This window comes from Burkholderia sp. AU16482 (assembly GCF_002223285.1).
Lineage (GTDB): Bacteria > Pseudomonadota > Gammaproteobacteria > Burkholderiales > Burkholderiaceae > Burkholderia > Burkholderia semiarida.
The window spans coordinates 2058879-2076361 of sequence record NZ_NKEY01000006.1 but is presented as its reverse complement, the minus strand read 5'-3'; the positions used below and the strand labels follow the sequence as shown (position 1 = coordinate 2076361).

Sequence of the window (17483 nt, the reverse complement as noted above, 5' to 3'; positions counted from 1 at the left end):
GCCGATGTATGTAACCCGTCATGCAACGGTGCCATGCGAACCATTCAGGACGTGCTCCAACACCCGAGCGCGATCGTTACCCAGTCTCTTCATCTCGAGATCGCGACGCTTGCTTCCGCGCTCTCCGTGTTCGAATTCACGCTCACTGAGGCGATGAACACGCCGTTTCTGGCCGACATCACGGTCACGTCTCCAGACAAGCATATCGACGGCGCGGCCACCGTCGGGCGGCCGGCGATCTTCACGATCGACGAGCATGCATCGGTGCCGTCCCTGCCGGGATTGATCGACCCCGTGCGTCACACCGCTCGCACGGTGCACGGCGTCGTCACGCAGTGGACGCGAATCAAGACCACGCGTGACGAGGCAACCTATCAGCTTCATTTGAAGCCGCGGTTCGCGCTGCTCGAATCGGTGCACGACTCGGCCGTGTTTCTCGACCGATCCTTGCGCGAGTTGCTCACCGACGTGATCGTCGATCGCAGTCTGTTCCAGTCCTTCGACGTCGAGTTCGAGCTGGAAGGGCTTGACGGGAAGTAGTGCCGTTGCTGCCGCACTCCGGCCTGACGAGTTGGCACGAGGCGATTCTGACGTTGGAAGCCACGCGCGCGCTGGTGCCACAGACGGTACGCGAATGGGACCACAACTATCGCATCCCCGACGATCCGTTGCAGGTCGAATCGGTCGTGGCCGACGACGATCGATCGGTCTATGGGAGCGTGAACCGCGGCATCGAGCATTTCCATTCGATCGAAGAGGGGCAGGCGCTGGCTGATGCGCGGCGTGACGAACTGCGCACGCGGCAGATGCGGCTCGCGGGCACGAGTAACGTGATCGGTATGACGCCTGGCATGGTGGTGCGGATCACCAATGACGTAGTGCCCGAGGCGCCGCACGGGATCGTGATCACGAAGCTCGTTACGACCGGTAGCCGCAGCCAGTCGGCGATCAATACCTTCGAAGCAATCCCGGCGCATCAGACCTATCGGCCCGAATACGTTCCTGAAAGGCATTGGCGATGGATCACCGGGATGCTGATCGGTGTGGTCGAGTCCGTCGATGACGAACCGTACGCATGGATGGACGAATATGGCCGCTATCGCGTCAGGCTCCTGTTCACCCGGCACAGCGGCAAGCGCGGCACGAACAGCATGCCGTTGCGCCTGCTGCGCGCGTCCGCGTCGTATCAGGGTGGCTTGCACATCCCCTTATTGCCAAGAACGGAGGTGCGCATTGTCCCGACGCAAGGCAATTGCGATCGGTTGCTGATTGCCGGGGCGGTTCATGACTACGCCCGGCGGGATCTGGTGCATGGCAAGGAGGGCTGGTATAGCCGTGCCGTGTTCCGTTCACCGTTGCTTGGCAACAAGCTGCGCTTCGAAGACCTGAAAAATCACGAGGGCGTTCGGTTGGCGACGGTGTTCGGGAAGTCGTCGCTCAACATGGGCTATCTGGTCGACACGGAGAAGCACAAGCGCGGCGAGGGCTTCGAACTGACCACGCAGCACTGGGGCGCGGTGCGCGCGCCGAAGGGGTTGTTTTTGTCGGCGGACGCGGCAGCCGGCTCCGAGACGCCGCATCTCGATATGCCTGCCGCGATTGCGCAGCTGAAGGCAGCATTGCAGCGCGTAACGGACCTTGCGGCAGCGACGACGCAGGCCAAGGCCGACCCTGCGGACCGTGCGGCGCAAGCGGCGCTGCTCGATGGCCTGAATCAGCTTCGCGACGCGGGGCTGCTTGCGAGTGCACCTGGCGGCATGGCGTTCGTGACAGCGAAATCGACGCAGCACTCGGCGGGCGAGAACGTGATCGTCACCGCAGGCCGGGATATGGACGTGAGCATCGTCAAGCGACTGCGCATGGTGGCGGGGGACCTGATCTCGCTGTGCGCGCACAAGCTTGGACTGAATTTTGTCGCGGCGAAGGGCAAGGTCATGATGGCGGCGCTTACGGACGGGATGGATTTGTTCGCGAAACAGCAGATGCGCGTCGCGAGCCAAAGTGCGGACGTCCAGGTGTCGGCCAAGTCGAAGATCACGCTCAACAGCGGTGGTGCTTCGCTCGTAATCGAAAATGGCAACATGACATTTCACTGTCCCGGCGCCTTCACGATAAAGGCGGCGTCATTTTCGTTTCAGGGGCCGGACAACGTCACAACACCATTGCCGTCACTACCGCAGACGAGCCTGAAGATTTCTGACCGGTACTCGTCGTCCCACTGAAGCCATGATCATCAGCCCTCCCTTCCTGCCCATATCGGGCACGACGTCTAGTGATGCGTCGAAGACGGACCCTATGATGGATGTCGTCGATCAGTTCGAGATTGGTCATCATGGAGTCTATCCCGTTGCTTTCGACCGGCGCTTTCACTGCGGCATTCATCTGGATCCGGGCGAGCAGCACGAACCGGTGCGCGCAATTGCCGATGGCGATGTGGTCGCGTATCGCGTTTGCAAAAGCGCTTTGTCTGATGGCGCGAAAGATCCGACTGGACAACCGTTGCTGAACTCGAATGCTGGATTTGTCTTGCTCAGACATAAGACCGATACAGGACATGGGCGAGCGATTACATTTTACTCACTATATATGCATTTGCTGGACATGACGGAACAGGAGCGGCTTGCTCCTCAGCCGACCAATCCGCCAGCAGAGGGATCGATGAATGCCCTGCCTGAATGGTTGCTCGATACGGCAGGCGGCAAAGACGGGATCGTTCAGTTGGGCGGCACAAAGAAGGTGTACCGCAAGGACATGCTCGGTTATGTCGGTCAGCACCAGGGAGTGCGGCATCTGCATTTTGAAGTTTTCATGTCGGACACCGACTTTACAGCCTGGTTTGATCAGGACGGCCACAAGGTTCAACTGGGTGAGAGGAATCCTGTTCAGCCTGCGTCGAGTGACTACTGGGGGCATTCCTATTTTGTCATTAAGGGACCACATGATTTTATCGCGCAGCCCGCGGGTATGGCGGACGACTGGTTTCCGCGTCTGCCAGGCGGCTCAATTGGTGAACAAGACATCCTTTATGTGGAAGCATGGTTCAACAAGGGGCGGCGCTACACATGCGCGTGGATCGACCGTGGTAGCAGCGGCAACGTTATTCTGCTTACAAATGTTCCGGTTGCTGACCCGTACGACGGAGAAACAGGGCAGTATGAGTACGACCTGTATGATCGAGCGGTAGCACTTTATTCAGAGTGTCCGAGCGATGGCTATGAAATGCTGCGCTTTGGGCGAATTCTTTCACGTACGGTGGTGACGGGGGAGGCCCTTGCTACTTGGGTAGCGGTGCCAATCGACGAGAACGGGACGCAAGGATATGTCAACATCGCTGCCGACAAGATCATCAAATTGTCGGATGCCGACTTTCCGTTCTTCAAGGGCTGGCAAAAAGTTGACGAAAGCAATACGCCGTTTAATCGGGATGGGTTATGCGGATACGATGAGCTTTGTCGTCTGACCGGCGTTACTGATCCACAGGCAACGTTCGGAATGATCCAGCCGCTCGAATACGACGGTAACAACAACGATAGTGCCAATCAGCTGCTCGCTGGCTATGTGCGGAATGCAGAGGGTGTGCGCACAAAGCTCAGGGGGCTGGTGTTCAACGCGCGCAGCGAGTGGGATCCGTCGGACAACGACGATCGCTATCGAGGTCTGAATGAACCAGATGGATTCTTTGGCAAGCAGAAAGATACCAACCCGGATGGCTATGCCTTGTTTATTGAATTTCTCGGAAAAGTCCAGTTTCTTGACAGGTTGCCATCCGAGGAATCGCTAGCAAAAGAGAAGCTCTGGTATTTTCATCCGCTCGAATTTATTCGGCATTTCAGGAAATGTGGATGGCTTGGTAAGAGGGAGATGCTCCAGCTTATACCGGATCATGTTATTAGAAAGCCAGGCTCACATAACTCCCCATCTCAAGGAGTATGGGAGTCACCGAATCCAGATCACGCTTCGTCTTTGCTTGATAGGTTTGGGTTGGGTTTGAACGATTCGATGAGGAAGTTCAAGCTTGACACCCCTATTCGACAGGCGTGTTTTATAGCAAATGCCACACAAGAAACAGGGTGGTTCCGCTATCTTGCGGAAGGGAATCGCAATGATAGTGCAACAGACCTGCACAACGGTTGGTTTGGTCGGGGTTTTTTGCAGTTGACAAATCCTAACGGAAATATGGGCGGCGGAAATAATAACTACTATAAATATTTTAAATTTATTGGTCGACACCCGACTCTGCCGCCGGGGGCGCAGGAGTTGCAGTGGCGAAATGAGGTTGCAAGAGATGCTTATCATGCGAGTCATAGTGCAGGTGCTTATTGGGTTTGGTCTGGGAAATCGATGCCTACGGTGAACAATCCGTCTCGACCGCGGGTGGATAGTGCAAATAAATATGCAGATGAGATGGGTGTGAACGAAAGAAGGGTAATTCGAACAAACGCCGGAATTAAGGTGTGGTATTACAACCAATCCTTTGCGAATTGTGCTGCAGCAGTGAACTATCCGGGTGCTACGGGAAAAAACCCACCAAACATGAATGGTCTGGTAGATCGATCGACGTCGCTGACTAATGCGTTAATGGTTTTGACCGATATTGCGATTTTCAAGGGGCCAAATCAGGAAGATCTAACGTGGCCGGAAAACTTCACAAGACGGAAGTTGCCGTGAGAAATATTTTTTGGATGTTGTTGGCTTTTTTGGGGCTCGGTGGGGCCGCGAATGGTGAGTCGGTTTCTACTGGTCATGTCAATTATCGGGATAATGTATCTCTGTTGAAAAATCGGTGCGGATATGTTCTCGGCGAGAGTATATCGTCAAAGGTAGTCGGTTCTTCGGTGGGTGTAAATAATGAAATCATATCATTTGATTTTTATCTTGTGATGGCGCTGGATAAGAGGGCTATACGCGGGAAGCTGTCGTTTAGTTGTTTTATGGCTGAATCGGGTGTGTCGGGTTCAAGTGTTGTGAATAACACCACCGCGGTCGACGAAATTGCTTTGGAAGATTCTGGGGGGCGATATGTGCGTAATATCGTGTGGCAAAGGAAATATGAAGGAAGGGGATGGGATGGAACCATTGCCTACGTTGATTCGATATATGGCGATCGAGAGAGATTGACTGTTCCTGATTATTTCTTAATATGCCCTGACGCAATACATTACCCATGTTTCTCGTTTGAAATTGTGGGGCAGAGGCTTGACAAGAAGGAAATCGATCGAATTCCGGTGGCGCTTGGCGGAATTGAAGTTGTTGCATTGCGATCGACGGCTCCTGAAAGAGACGACGGGGATCGATAGATTGTCATCCGCGATTAATTTGTCCCTGAGCTTCGGTACGCGGTGTGCTGGAAACTCCAAAAATCCCTATTCAACTAGATAGCCAGTATATGCAATCTCCTATTCGCAAAGGTGACAAGCTCGAACATGGCGGTGAAGTTACCAGCGGCTCGCCGTGGACGACGTTCATGGACAGGCCGCTTGCACGTAAAGGCGACGATGCGACCTGCGACCTGCATGGCCCGACCGTCATCGACGAGGGCGCGGACAAGTATCCCGATCGCGATGAGAAGTTGTTCGCGCTGGACGGCCATCGCTGCACGTGCGGTTGTCGATTGATTTCGTCGCTACCGAACGTCCACTTCGAGTAATGCCGGTCGATCTCTCTCCCGCCGGACGCCCCAGCGCGTATCCGGCCAGGATGCGTTTCAGGCCGTGGGCATTAACTTGGTTCGTGTGTAATGTGTTCGGCCCGGTGGTCATTTTGCTGGCGTGGCCGAAAAGCGAGCCCGCGAGCGGCCTTAGGTTTTGGGGCTTGATTAGTGGGGTACCCAACGGACTGTTTCTGGTCCTGCTCGGCTTTGGCCGCGCAGGCTACGAGGGGCTATGGTATCGCGCATACTGGCGCAACCATCATCGTGACCGCTGGCTTGCGAAAAAGATCGGGTTTGCGCAGCGACCGCTTTATGTACTCGACGCAGGCTATTGCCTGCCACTTGGTGGGACATCTCTGTCCGATGTTCTGATAGGGAAACGCTCCATCATGAAGGTGCAAGCCCCGCGGCACGGTTCAGGAAAGGTTTTGTGCAATCGCTTTGAGGACAACGACCCGCTACTGGACGCCCCGTCCAATGATCCGCCGCTGGACGCTTCCTCCATGGCGGATGAAGAGGAAAGTCCAACTGCTGCCGTACCGAAGAAGGCCGATCCGGTGGTGCAGATGATTCGCGTTGCGCTTGAGCCTCTCGCTGAAAGCATTCAGGCACTGACTCGATACGAAAGGGCATATTGGCCTCAAGTGCGCGTATTGGCCGAGTCGGACATCGCGGACGTGCGTTTGACCCAGGTTCGTGCCGCGATGCATCTGGTGGCGTTTCCGCCCTTGGAAGTCCAGGCCGTTCCGGCTGCCGACGCGTTGCTTGTGGCCGATGTATGGCTCGACGCGCATGAATCCCGTCCGCTCCTCGTCATCGCTACGACGTGGTACGACGATGACATCGACGAGAGCCTTGCCGAGGGATGTGTGGCCGCGTTGCTTGATGCCGGCTATTTCGGGCTTCCGCAGGAGGTCCGTAGAAAGGCTGCGCTACATAGGCCCGTTGCGGGTGATTCCGCCGAACCGGAATATGGTTTCGCGAATTCCGCGATCTGGGGCAAAGCCGACGCCGCCTCGGTGACGCGCGCGTGGATAACGCGGCCGGTTGAAAACTGTGACCGCGCGTTGAACGCCGCCGGGTTTGTGGTTGCAGCGAAAGACGCTGCGCAGAGTCGGTTGGATCGTATTGTTGGCGACATGCGGGCAGCGAACGGTCTGCTGGCGATCGCCGCGGCGATCGAGTCCGGTGCCAGTGACGGACCGCAACTCGTCGTCGATGGCTCGCAGTTGGCCATCCTCTATGTTTTACCTCGAGATCAAACGGCTTCTCCGCATGTCGATATCCAAAAATAATCTACAAAACACGCAGCCTAGAGCGGCCTTAACCGACGACGCTCAGAGCCGGGTCGCAGTCTGGGGGCTGCCTCTTGCCGTCTTGGTTATTGCCGTTTCAGCGCTCGTGCTGGTTTGGTTCCATGGCGAGCGCCTCGGCGTCCCCGATGGCACGCCTCGTACACTGGCATTGATCGGTATTCCGGTATTGCTGGTTGTCATCGTGATCATTCATCTGATGGCGATATCGACTTGCGCATATGCGGGCGCAGCCAAACTGTTTCGTCTGCAAACCGGTGAGAAGGAAGCTGCTTCAACGACGGGACGGCAGTTCAAACGCGATGCGCGTCTGCAACGTCTGGTCGAGGAACTACGGGTATCGCAGGGCCGGCGCTGGCGATACCGATCACCGTGGCTGATGGTGAGCGGCGCTGACACGCTGGTCGATCAGGTCGCGCCGGGCCTGAAGTGCGCGGGTGCGATGCCCGTCGGCGACGTGATCCTCGTGCACGCGGCGCCGGACGACATCGACGCGGGCGTGTGGCGTCGGCAGATCCGTAAGCTGCGGAGCAGACGGCCTGTCGACGGCGTCGTGCAGGTCACGCATGCGGACGAGCGCGTTAGCGAACTGCCGCGCGCACTCGCCACGCTTGCCGCGGACATCGGCTGGGCCGCGCCTGTCACGTTCCTGCATCCAGTGCCCGCGGCGAACGGCCGCCCGGAAGCATTCGATGCGATCGGCGCATTTCCGGAGCCGGTGGTCGGTGCTAGTCGGCTTCTCGTCTTACGCGATCAACTCGCTGCGATCGAGCGTAGTACGGCGGACACGGGCGTTCGGCTTTGTGCGGCATCGACACGCATCACATATTTAGCCGAAATCTCGCAATACATCGAAAAGCAGCACGAGCAAATCGTCGCCGGCTGGCAGGCGCTCGTTGATTCGCACTGGGCGCGCGCGCCGCTGACGGGCGTCATGTTCGCTCCCGTATTCGCGACGACAGCCACCATGCCGACGCCGGTGCCGATTGCTGCGGGCGCGAGCGCAACGGCGCCGACCCTCCCGACCGATTTCCCGCCGCAACCGGCCGCACTGCTACCCGCGTGGCGCGCAATCGCCAGTCGGCGACGCATTGGCCAGCGGGTGGGCTTCTACTGGCCGGATGCGCTGGCGATAGGCGTGACAGTTGCGGCGATAGCGTGGTGCGCATGGATGACCATATCGTTCGTCGGCAACCGGCAACTCATGCGCGAAGCGGAAGCGGCGGCTCGCGCAGCGGTCGATGCACGGCCGCAAACCGCTATCGCCTTGCGCGCGCAGCTTGCGCTGCAACAGTTGATCGAAAAGCTCGAATACCGGCAACGGCATGGCGCACCGTGGTATCTGCGCGCGGGTCTGTCGCACAATGCCGATGTTCTCGGCAGTCTGTGGCAACCGTACCGAATCGCCGCGACTCGCAACTTGCAGGCGCCTGTTGTGAAAACGATCGGCGAGCTGTTGGTGGCAGCCGATCGGATGCGCGCCGACAGCCTTCAATCACAGGACGCACGCAGCAGTACCTACAATGCGCTCAAGGCTTATCTGATGCTCGGTGATCCATCTCGCGCCGAATCTGCATTTCTGAAGCATCAACTCACAGCTCTGTGGAAGAGGCCGCCGGAAATGCCTTCGGGCGAGCGTGACGATATCGGCCGACGGCTCGCAGCGTTTTACGCCGATCATCTGAAAGCGCATCCGGAATGGCGAATTGCGACGGACGATCGCGTCGTGACAGCGACTCGCAACATGCTGGTGACGCAGATGGGACTCGCGTCAGCCGACGACACGGTCTACCGGCGCATTATTGACGACGTCGAGAACAAGTACGCCGACGCGTCGCTCGAGACGCTGCTGAATGGCGCCGATGCACGTGGGATGTTCACCGCGTCGCAGACGGTGCCGGGGATTTATACGCGCGCAGCGTGGGACGGCATGATCGCCGCGGCAATCGACAAGGCCGCCGGGGAGTACCAAAGCAGTGGCGACTGGGTGTTGGCGAGCACGCAGCCGTCTCGGACGACGGGGCACACGCGCGCGGCCGACATGATCCGGTCTAAAGCGCCCGCCGAGGAACTGAAGCAGCGGCTGACGGCGCGTTATTTTGACGAGTACACGGTTGCGTGGCAGCGCATGCTCAACAGTATGCAATGGCAGCCGGCATCCAATCTCGGCGGTGCGGTGGCACAGCTTTCGCGGCTCGCGGATGCACAGACCTCGCCGTTGATCGCGCTGATGAAATCCGTGCAATATCAGGCCCAGGCGGGCCGCCCGTCGCAGGCGCTGGTTGACACGCTGATGCGCAAGGCGCAAGACCTGATCGGCACGGACGAGCAGGCAGGGGCGGCCGTCGTCAGCCCGCTCGACAAGCCGTTCGGTCCGCTGCTCATGCTGATGAGCGACACGGGCGCGTCGCCGGCCGCTGCAAACGCGAAGAGCGCTCTGCCGGCCGGTATCGCGCTGACCGGTGTGAGCCTGTCGCGCTACCTGACGGCAGTCACGACGATGCGGCTGAAGTTGCAGCAGATTTCCGGCAGTCCGGATGCGCAGGCGATGGCGCGTTCGCTCGCGCAGGCGGTGTTCCAGGGGAAGTTGTCGGAGCTGTCCCAAGCACGCGATGACGCGGCGCTGACGGCCGCAAGTCTGGGCGCGGCATGGGCGGGTTTTGGCGATGCGGTGTTTGCGCAGCCGCTCGAGGCCGCATGGCAGACGATTCTGCAGCCGGCCGCAGCGAGCCTGAACGACGCATGGCGAGCCAGCGTTGCCGCGCCCTTCAACGCGGCGATGAGCGGCCGCTATCCGTTCTTCGATACGCAGGCCGATGCATCCTTCGCTGAGCTTGGCCGCTATGTTCGGCCCGACACCGGATTGATTTCGCGTTTCGTCACTACACAACTGGCCGGCGTGATGAAGCTGGAGGGCGATCACTGGGCGCCGAACGAGTTTGCGCCGCAGGCGCTGCAGTTCGACCCGAAATTCCTGAGCGCCGTCCGGCAGCTGTCGACGGTGGGCGCGCAGCTCTACTTGCAGGGCGACGCGGGACAGAAATTCGAAATGATGGCCCTGCCGACGCCAGAGGTAACACGCTCGGAACTGTCGATCGACGGCAAGCAGATCGTCTATTTCAATCAGCAGGAACGCTGGACGCCGCTGGCGTGGCCAGGCAATGGCCTGAACGGACACGCGGGGCTCACGTGGCAGACGCTCGACGCGGGCCTGCGGCAGGCGTTTGATTCGACCGGCGATTGGGCGTTCCTGCGTCTGCTGAGCAAGGCGGACGTCAAGCAGCTTGATAGCACGCGCTATCGGCTCACGTGGAACACCGGGAGCAGCGAGCCGCTTTCGTATGTGCTGCGCACACAGGTCGGCGCCGGGCCGATTGGCCTGCTGAAACTGCGCGGATTCCGAATGCCCGATCGCATTTTCATCGTCGGCAACGCCGGTGTCGTGTCTACCATGCCGCTCCTGCCGCCGCTGCCACAGGATCTCCAGCCATGAGTGAAGGCAAAAACGAACCGGTGATGCCCGAAGGCGTTGGCTTCGGCGCGGAGGACGATCCGTACCTGCGCTACTTCGATGCCGAGATGCGCTACCTGCGCGAAGCGGCGCGGGAATTTGCGAAGGAACAGCCGCAAGGCGCCCGCCGTGTGGGAATGACGATGATGCCCGGTGCACTCCACGACAGTGTCGAGCAGACTTACGCGGGCTTCGCTTTCCTCACGAGCCGGCTGCGCATGAAGCTCGACGACGCCTATTCGGAAATCACCGATCCGCTGATCGACCACCTTTGGCCGCATGCGGGTCGCACGATTCCGTCGCTGGCGATCCTTGCGTGCATGCCCCGCACCGGCGAGGCGCGGATTCTCGATACGTTGCCGCCGGGGCTACAGGTTCATTCGACACCGGTCGGCCAGGACGGGACGATATGCGTTTATCGGACCACTCAGGCGGTAAGCCTGTTGCCGCTCGGCGTGCGCGAGGCGGGTGCGCGTATGCGCGAGGACGGTCACACGGTGATTCGGCTCGCGTTCGACCTGCTGCACCGCGAGCAGCGGTTGCTGGATGACCTGTCACGTATCCGGCTTTACCTGCATGGCGACCGGCCGACCGCATCCGCGCTGTACGCAGTGTTCACGCGCCAGGTCGAGTCGATCGGCGTGCGCATGCCGCGCCTGCTCGACGGCCAGCTACAGCCGCGTCCGGCGATGAAGTTCGAGGCGGCCGGCTTTGGCGCACAGGAGCGACTGTGGCCGGTCGATCACGACGCACGCGACGCCGCTCTCGATCGCGAGCAGACGATGCTCGAATATTTCGCGTTCCCCGAGAAGTTCCACTTCGTCGACTTGTGCGGTTTCGACGCGGCGAGTGTGCCACCGGGCGAAACGCGTCTTGAATTCGAAATCGTGATCCGGGATCGGATACCCGGTGACGCCACGTTCGGCGCGGACAATATCCGGTTGTTCTGCACGCCGGTGATCAACCTGTTCGAACTGGACGCGCAGGCAATCCGGCCCAACGGACACGATCGCGACTATCCGGTGCTCCCTCCCCGGTCGGCGGGCGAGCACGTCGAGCCCTACGATGCGCTGTCGGTCGTGGCGACCGATCCGCGCACCGCCAATCAATACGCGTATCGGTCGATCAAGGAATTCCGTCACCGCGGCGGGATGATGCGGCACGAATCGCCGGATCGCTACTACCACGCGTCGATTCGGCAAGGCGTGACCGGCCAGCGCGAGATGGTCGTGACGTTGGGCGGGCATCCATGGGATGAGCCGGGCAGCTTGCCGGACGCGCACGTGACGGTCCGGGTATTGGCAAACAATGGCCGATTGCCGCGCATGGCCCTGCGTGAATCGACGATTGCCACGCGTGCTTCGACCTTTAACGGTGTCGAGCGCGTATGCAACCTGACGGCCCCGACGATGCCGCTGTATCCGCCGCGCGGACGCGACTATGACTGGCGGGTGATTTCTCACTTCAACGCGGCAGGCACAACCGAGCTGAACATGATGGACGCGAACGTGCTGCGCGGCGCGCTGTCGTTGTACGACTGGACGCGACAGGACGATAACCGGCGACGTATCGAGGCGATCCATTACGTGTGGCTCGACGAGGAAACGGAACGGGTGGGTATGCGCGTCGATCGCATCGTGAATGTGAACGTAGGTATCGAGCCGTCGGGTTTCGCCGGGCCGGGCGACGTCGCGCTGTTCGGCGACGTACTCAGCCGCTTCGTAGGCCGCTACGCGTGTTGCCACTTTGCAGTGCGGCTCGTTCTGTACGAAGGCGTCGGGGGGCCGATTCGGCGCTATCCGTGCGTGAGCAAGAAGGGAGACTGGTTGTGATACCGAGAAACCATCGGAGGATGCGAAGCATTCGACTGGTAGCGGTCGGTGCGCTGATGGTCGCGGCGATGTCCGGCTGCGGCATGTGGCAGTCGGTGATGGATACGGCGGTCGATACGACGCGCGCGGTATTCGTCGCGAAGGTCAAGCAGATGAATCTGGTGATCGAAAGTCGTTCCGCGCTCAACGAAAATGAGCAGGGTCAATCATTACCGGTTGTGGTGCGCGTTTACCAGCTGAAAGACGCGAAGGTCTTCGAAAAAGCGCGTTACGCCCAGTTGCTCGATGACGATAGAGCGTTACTGAGGGCCGATCTGCTCGGCAGTATGGAAACCACGCTCGGGCCTGGCGCCACGGTGAAGCTGTCGGCGCCCATGGCGGATGATGCGCAAGTTGTCGGTGTCGCGGGATTCTTCCGTAACCAAGCCGGTGCCGAATGGCAACTGCTGATCCCGAAATCGCAATGGAAGAAATCCGATCCCGTCAAGCTGGTCGTGACGGGCAATCGGATGGAGCTGGTTCCATGAACGAGGTGCGGTTTCGGGAGCTTGATCGTCGGCGACGGAATCCCTGATGGTGAGAGTTAACTCGGCCATGTCTGGCGCACAACGGGCTCTTCTTCCATTGAAAAGCGCTCCGGACCGGCCGCTGACCATCCCTGACAGTGTGCGGCCGGCGCTCCGCTAGAATGCCGGATTGCCGCCGCTTGACGCAGGCGGCGCTTCGCGCGCTACACTGCGCCATGCCATCCCCGTTCAACTTTCCATCCTGCCGACGATGACGTCTCCTGTCCTGACCGGCCTGCGCATCGGCATCACGATCGGATTGCGTGCCCCCGACGAAAGCCTGTGGATCAACGGCATCAAGCAGAACGCGCTGTTCCTCGCGAAGCTGCTGATGGCGTCGCCGCACGGCTACCGCGTGACGCTGGTCAACACGACCGACGTGCCGCTGACCGACGCCTTGCCGTGGGATCGCGGCATGTACGACACGCGCGCGTTCGCCGACATGAAGGACGCGCTCGACGTGATGATCGAGCTTGGCGGGCAAATCGACGGCGAGCAGACGGCCTACCTGAAAGCGCGCGGCGTGAAGCTCGTCAGCTATTGCTGCGGCGTCGAGTACATCAACGCGATGGAGTCGATGCTGTTCGGCCGCCGGCTGTGGGATTCGCTGTTCATCAACCGCGGCTACGACGAGGTATGGGCAATTCCGCAGATTGCGCCGTCGTCGCTGCCGTTCCTGCAGTCGCTGCGCCGCTGCCCGGGGCGCGTCGTGCCGTTCGTGTGGGATCCGATGTTCCTGACCGAACGCGCGCAGTCGCTGCCCGAGCACGGCGAATACCGGCCGCGCAGCGAGCCCGGCAAGCGGCTCACGGTGATGGAGCCGAACCACAACGTCGTGAAGTTCTGCGTGTATCCGATGCTGATCATCGACGAAGCGTATCGCCGCGACCCGGACGCGATCTGCTTCACGCACGTGACGAACGCCGATCGCCTCGCACACGACAGCCCGGAGTTCGTGATGCTGATGAACTATCTCGACATCGTGCGCGCGGGCAAGGCGAGCTTCGTCGGGCGTTTCGATACGCCGCTGTTCCTGGCCGACCTGACCGATATCGTCGTGTCGCACCAGTGGTCGAACCCGCTCAACTATTTCTATTTCGACGTGTGCTGGCAGGGCTATCCGCTGGTGCACAACGCGAGCCTCGCGCCCGATCTCGGCTACTACTATCCGGACAACGACGTGCAGCAAGGCGCCGATGCGCTGCTGCGCGCGCTGCATACGCACGACCACGACTGGCAGGCGTACACGCGGCGCCAGCGCGAGATCCTCGGCCGTTACACGTCGTCGAATCCGGCGCTCGTCGCCGAGTACGACGCGCTGCTCGCGAACCTGATCGGCGCGACGGCTGCCTGAAGCCGATTTTCCGCGGTACCGGTTCGTTGCGGCCCGCGCGCCGTCTGCCACCGCCGGGTTTGTCCCGCCCTCATGTCTGACGAAATCATGCCGTTAAAAAAGAAACCGCCGAACGCGATCGGTTCGACGGTTTTCGAAGGCACGAAATTGACGGCTCCGAGGGAAGTCCGTCAAAAACAAGTTTATAGGTTAACAAGTTGGAAAGATTGTTAAACATGTTTCAATCCATAATCTTCATATAATTGAGGTTGGTATTATTGATTAAATGAAGATTGATTCCGCATGGAATTTTAATAATATCGTTTGAAACGTGAAAATTGAATGCCGTGATGATCGAATGGCGGGCGGAAACGGGTTTCTCGCGGGGCGGGTCGTGTATGGGGAACGGTGTTTCACCGCGGCCTGTCGCGCGTGATCGGTACTTCACGGCACGGTATTGGTCAGATCAATTGACGGTGCCCTGATTCTCGAGACGGGGAATTCGTGAAGAGACGATTCAGATAAAACTGTTTCGACGAAAAAGATAAACGACTCGAGCTTCGGGTTCCTTGTAATTCGGGTTGTGTAACCTGTCGCACTGTCGGCATCGCGCGTGCGTGATGTATTTCAGGTAACCGAATATCGTAAAAAATATCGAATTTGACGGCGCCGCAGCGAACAATCCGCTCCCCGGAAAAATCGACATGACAGGATGGGCCGGGTAGGGCGGCGGAGCGCGTCGAGGTCGGCTCGTTCCGCTGATGTGTTGAGGTCGAGCCGCGATCGGCGGCTCGCCATTTGCCGGAGCGCCGGATGAATGCGGTCGAAGCTCGCCAGGAGGCGAATCGGAAAGCGAATCGCGACGAAATCGACCGCGTGTTCGGCGCGCGCGACGATCATCCCGACCTCGCGTCGGTACGCAGTTTCGTCGAAAGCCGGCTCGGATTCGCGCGCGAGCCCGTGTGCCGCGCCGACCTGTCGGGCGGCGTGCTGTACCAGGAATGCCTGGCGCGGCTGCGATGGGGCGAGCGCGACGCGCTGCCGCCGCTCGCCTTCCTGCCGCGCCTCGAAGCGCTCGGGCTGATGCGCTGGTTCGACCGGTTGGTGGTCGGCCGGATGATCGACGCGCTGCGCGCCGATCCCGGTGCCGTGTACGGGTGCAACATCGCGGCGGCCAGTGCGGTCGTGGATGACGCGTGGCTCGCGATCTTCAGGCGGCTCGAGTGCGAGCCGTCGGTGGCGGCGCGGCTGGTGGTCGAAATCACGGAGACGGGGCCGCTGAACCCTGTCGCGGGCCGGTCGTTCGTGGACCGCCTCCGGCGCGCCGGGTGCCGGATCGCGATCGACGATTTCGGTGTCGGTTTCAGTGCATTGAACAATCTGGTGGTCGGCAATCCCGACATCGTGAAGCTCGACCGCTCGATTCTGTCGATGATCAAGCGCAACGCGATCGGGCGATACCGGTTTCGCCGGTTGATCGCGTTTGCGCATGAAGGTGCGCGGCACGTCGTCGTCGAGGGCGTGGAAAGCGAGATGGACCGGCAGATCATCGTGGATGCCGGCGTCGCGTGGGCGCAGGGCATCCGCTTTTCGTGGCGGTCGCCGGCCGCCGCGTGATCGCGGGAACGGGCAGGGCGGCGCGCGGGATGCGCGTCGGGGGCGGGACGAATCGCAAAAAGGGGCGTGGAGATGGCGGAGACGAAAGCCGGAGGCGGAACGGGCACGCAGGCAACCGATGTGCGCGGCCTGATCGCCCTCGCCGAACTGGCCGACATGCTGGGGCAACTGGGCGCCGAGTCGCCCGATGCCCCGATCGATGTCGCGCCCTATCTCGACGGCCTGACGACCGTCGCGCGCCGCATTCAGCGGATGAACCCGCTCGACGCGGGCGGCCGCGAGCTGGCGGCGCGGCACTATTACGCGGGCGTCATTGCCGGCGCGTGCGGTGACGAGTCGGCGATCGCGCGCGGCGTATGCGACAGCCTCGTCAGGCAATCGGGCCGCGCGGGCCGGTCGGCAGCCCGTTGTTTCGCGGTGCTCGCGCGCATCGGGCGGCGGCACGGCCGCGCGTTCGCCGCGCAAAGCGGCGATCGGGTACGCGTGTAACGCGACGGGCGCGTGCGATCGCAATCAGCCGAGCGGGCGATCGGCGAACAGGTGCTGGATCTGCGTGGAATAGGCGCGCACGTTGTGCTCGGCGAGCGCGTCGACCTGGTGCAGGCAGCGCCGGGCGGCGGCCGCGTAGTCGATGAGCCGTGCGTCGTGCGTCTGCGCGGCGGTCGCGATCGCGCGCGCCGCATCGAAGATCTCGAAGTCCGGATAGTAGTAGCCGACGTCGCGCAGGAACGGCGAGTTGTGCACGAGCGGGTAGTTGCCGTACAGCGCGTCGTACAGCAGGTAGTTCAGGCCGTTTTCCCAGTGGTGCGACACGACGATGTCGGTGTGATGCGCGGCCCACGCGACGAACGGCGCGCGCACGTCGGCGGTGGCTTTGCCGTCGCGCACCATCTCGAGCCCGAGCGCGAGATGCTTGAAGGCGACGTTCTCCTTCTTGTCGAACGTGTTGGTCATGTACACGTGCTCGACGAGCTCCGGATGGTCGACGTAGCACGCGTTCGCGGCGAGCATCGGCACGATCGCGCTCTTCACGACGTTCAGGTTCGGCTCGAAGAACGCGATGCGCTTGGCCCGGCCGTGGTTGCGATAGCCGAAGCGCGCCTTCAGCTCGGGATCGGCGTCGAGGCTGCGTTCGATGAAATACGGCGACCAGATATGCGGCAGCTCGATCACCGGCGCGCGGTACACGGCCTGGAAATACGCGGCGCACGTATGCATGTGCTGCGGATTGGTCCATATCTCGTCGAACTGCACGCGGTGCGGGTTCGGTCGCCAGTCGTTCTTCTCGAAGTTGATCGTCTCGACCGCGATCACGTAGTCGTTGCCGAAGCGGTACGACACGCACTTGCCGCCGCGCCGGCGCACGACGTCGGTGTGCGACGGGTCGACGAAAGCGTTCATCTCGATCAGCAGGTCGGTCTCGTGAACGACGGCCGACAGCGGCCGCAGCGCGTCGCCGAACGCGTCCATCATCAACGCCTGCGGATACTCGGTGACGCCGTCGTCGTGCGCGAGCCAGACCTCGCCGATCAGCGGCGACTGCTTCAGCAGCATGTACAGGTACACGCAGTGCTGGTTCGCGCCGTTGTACCAGATCGACTGCGTCGCGTCGCGCTGCACGTTCATCGTTATCGCGACATTGAGTTTCATCGGATCTGCTC

11 protein-coding genes and 1 pseudogene are annotated in these 17483 nt (G+C 60.8%); 11 read left to right on the top strand and 1 reads right to left on the bottom strand.

Features of this window, described 5'->3' with window-relative positions; translation table 11 throughout:
* Positions 1-33 precede the first annotated feature (33 nt).
* The 11 genes and pseudogenes from CFB35_RS26570 to CFB35_RS26525 all read left to right on the top strand — a co-directional run bounded on the left by CFB35_RS26570 (position 34) and on the right by CFB35_RS26525 (position 16311).
* A pseudogene (locus tag CFB35_RS26570) lies at positions 34-2222 on the top strand (DUF2345 domain-containing protein).
* A gap of 76 nt (positions 2223-2298) precedes the next feature.
* Positions 2299-4668, top strand: coding sequence for a hypothetical protein (locus CFB35_RS26565; RefSeq protein ID WP_306427104.1), 2370 nt, complete (start codon positions 2299-2301; stop codon positions 4666-4668).
* Positions 4632-5297 (top strand): hypothetical protein, encoded by a 666-nt coding sequence (locus CFB35_RS34645; RefSeq protein ID WP_143328760.1) that lies wholly within the window; start codon positions 4632-4634, stop codon positions 5295-5297. Before CFB35_RS26565 ends, CFB35_RS34645 begins: the two co-directional genes overlap by 37 nt.
* 89 nt (positions 5298-5386) lie before the next feature.
* The gene (locus CFB35_RS26560) at positions 5387-5647 is read left to right on the top strand and encodes a PAAR domain-containing protein (protein ID WP_081059280.1); all 261 of its coding nucleotides are present in this window, start codon (positions 5387-5389) and stop codon (positions 5645-5647) included.
* Positions 5647-6945 (top strand): hypothetical protein, encoded by a 1299-nt coding sequence (locus CFB35_RS26555; protein WP_179231792.1) that lies wholly within the window; start codon positions 5647-5649, stop codon positions 6943-6945. Before CFB35_RS26560 ends, CFB35_RS26555 begins: the two co-directional genes overlap by 1 nt.
* Positions 6893-10456 (top strand): ImcF-related family protein, encoded by a 3564-nt coding sequence (locus CFB35_RS26550; RefSeq protein ID WP_226094233.1) that lies wholly within the window; start codon positions 6893-6895, stop codon positions 10454-10456. Before CFB35_RS26555 ends, CFB35_RS26550 begins: the two co-directional genes overlap by 53 nt.
* 23 nt (positions 10457-10479) lie before the next feature.
* Entirely contained in the window at positions 10480-12306 is a 1827-nt protein-coding gene (gene tssF, locus CFB35_RS26545) for a type VI secretion system baseplate subunit TssF (protein WP_089465813.1), read from the top strand.
* 20 nt (positions 12307-12326) lie between these two features.
* Positions 12327-12833, top strand: a complete 507-nt coding sequence (gene tssJ, locus CFB35_RS26540; protein ID WP_059575458.1) for a type VI secretion system lipoprotein TssJ — start codon at positions 12327-12329, stop codon at positions 12831-12833.
* A 250-nt stretch (positions 12834-13083) separates the two neighbouring features.
* On the top strand, positions 13084-14226 hold the full coding sequence (locus CFB35_RS26535) for a DUF2827 domain-containing protein (RefSeq protein ID WP_089465749.1): 1143 nt from the start codon (positions 13084-13086) through the stop codon (positions 14224-14226).
* 792 nt (positions 14227-15018) lie between these two features.
* The gene (locus tag CFB35_RS26530) at positions 15019-15822 is read left to right on the top strand and encodes an EAL domain-containing protein (RefSeq protein ID WP_059575453.1); all 804 of its coding nucleotides are present in this window, start codon (positions 15019-15021) and stop codon (positions 15820-15822) included.
* Positions 15823-15894: 72 nt separating this feature from the next.
* Positions 15895-16311, top strand: a complete 417-nt coding sequence (locus tag CFB35_RS26525; RefSeq protein ID WP_059575451.1) for a hypothetical protein — start codon at positions 15895-15897, stop codon at positions 16309-16311.
* 24 nt (positions 16312-16335) lie between these two features.
* On the opposite strand, the gene CFB35_RS26520 is transcribed toward CFB35_RS26525, so the two are convergent.
* On the bottom strand, positions 16336-17472 hold the full coding sequence (locus CFB35_RS26520; protein WP_089465748.1) for a DUF2827 family protein: 1137 nt from the start codon (positions 17470-17472) through the stop codon (positions 16336-16338).
* Between the last annotated feature and the right edge of the window lie 11 nt (positions 17473-17483).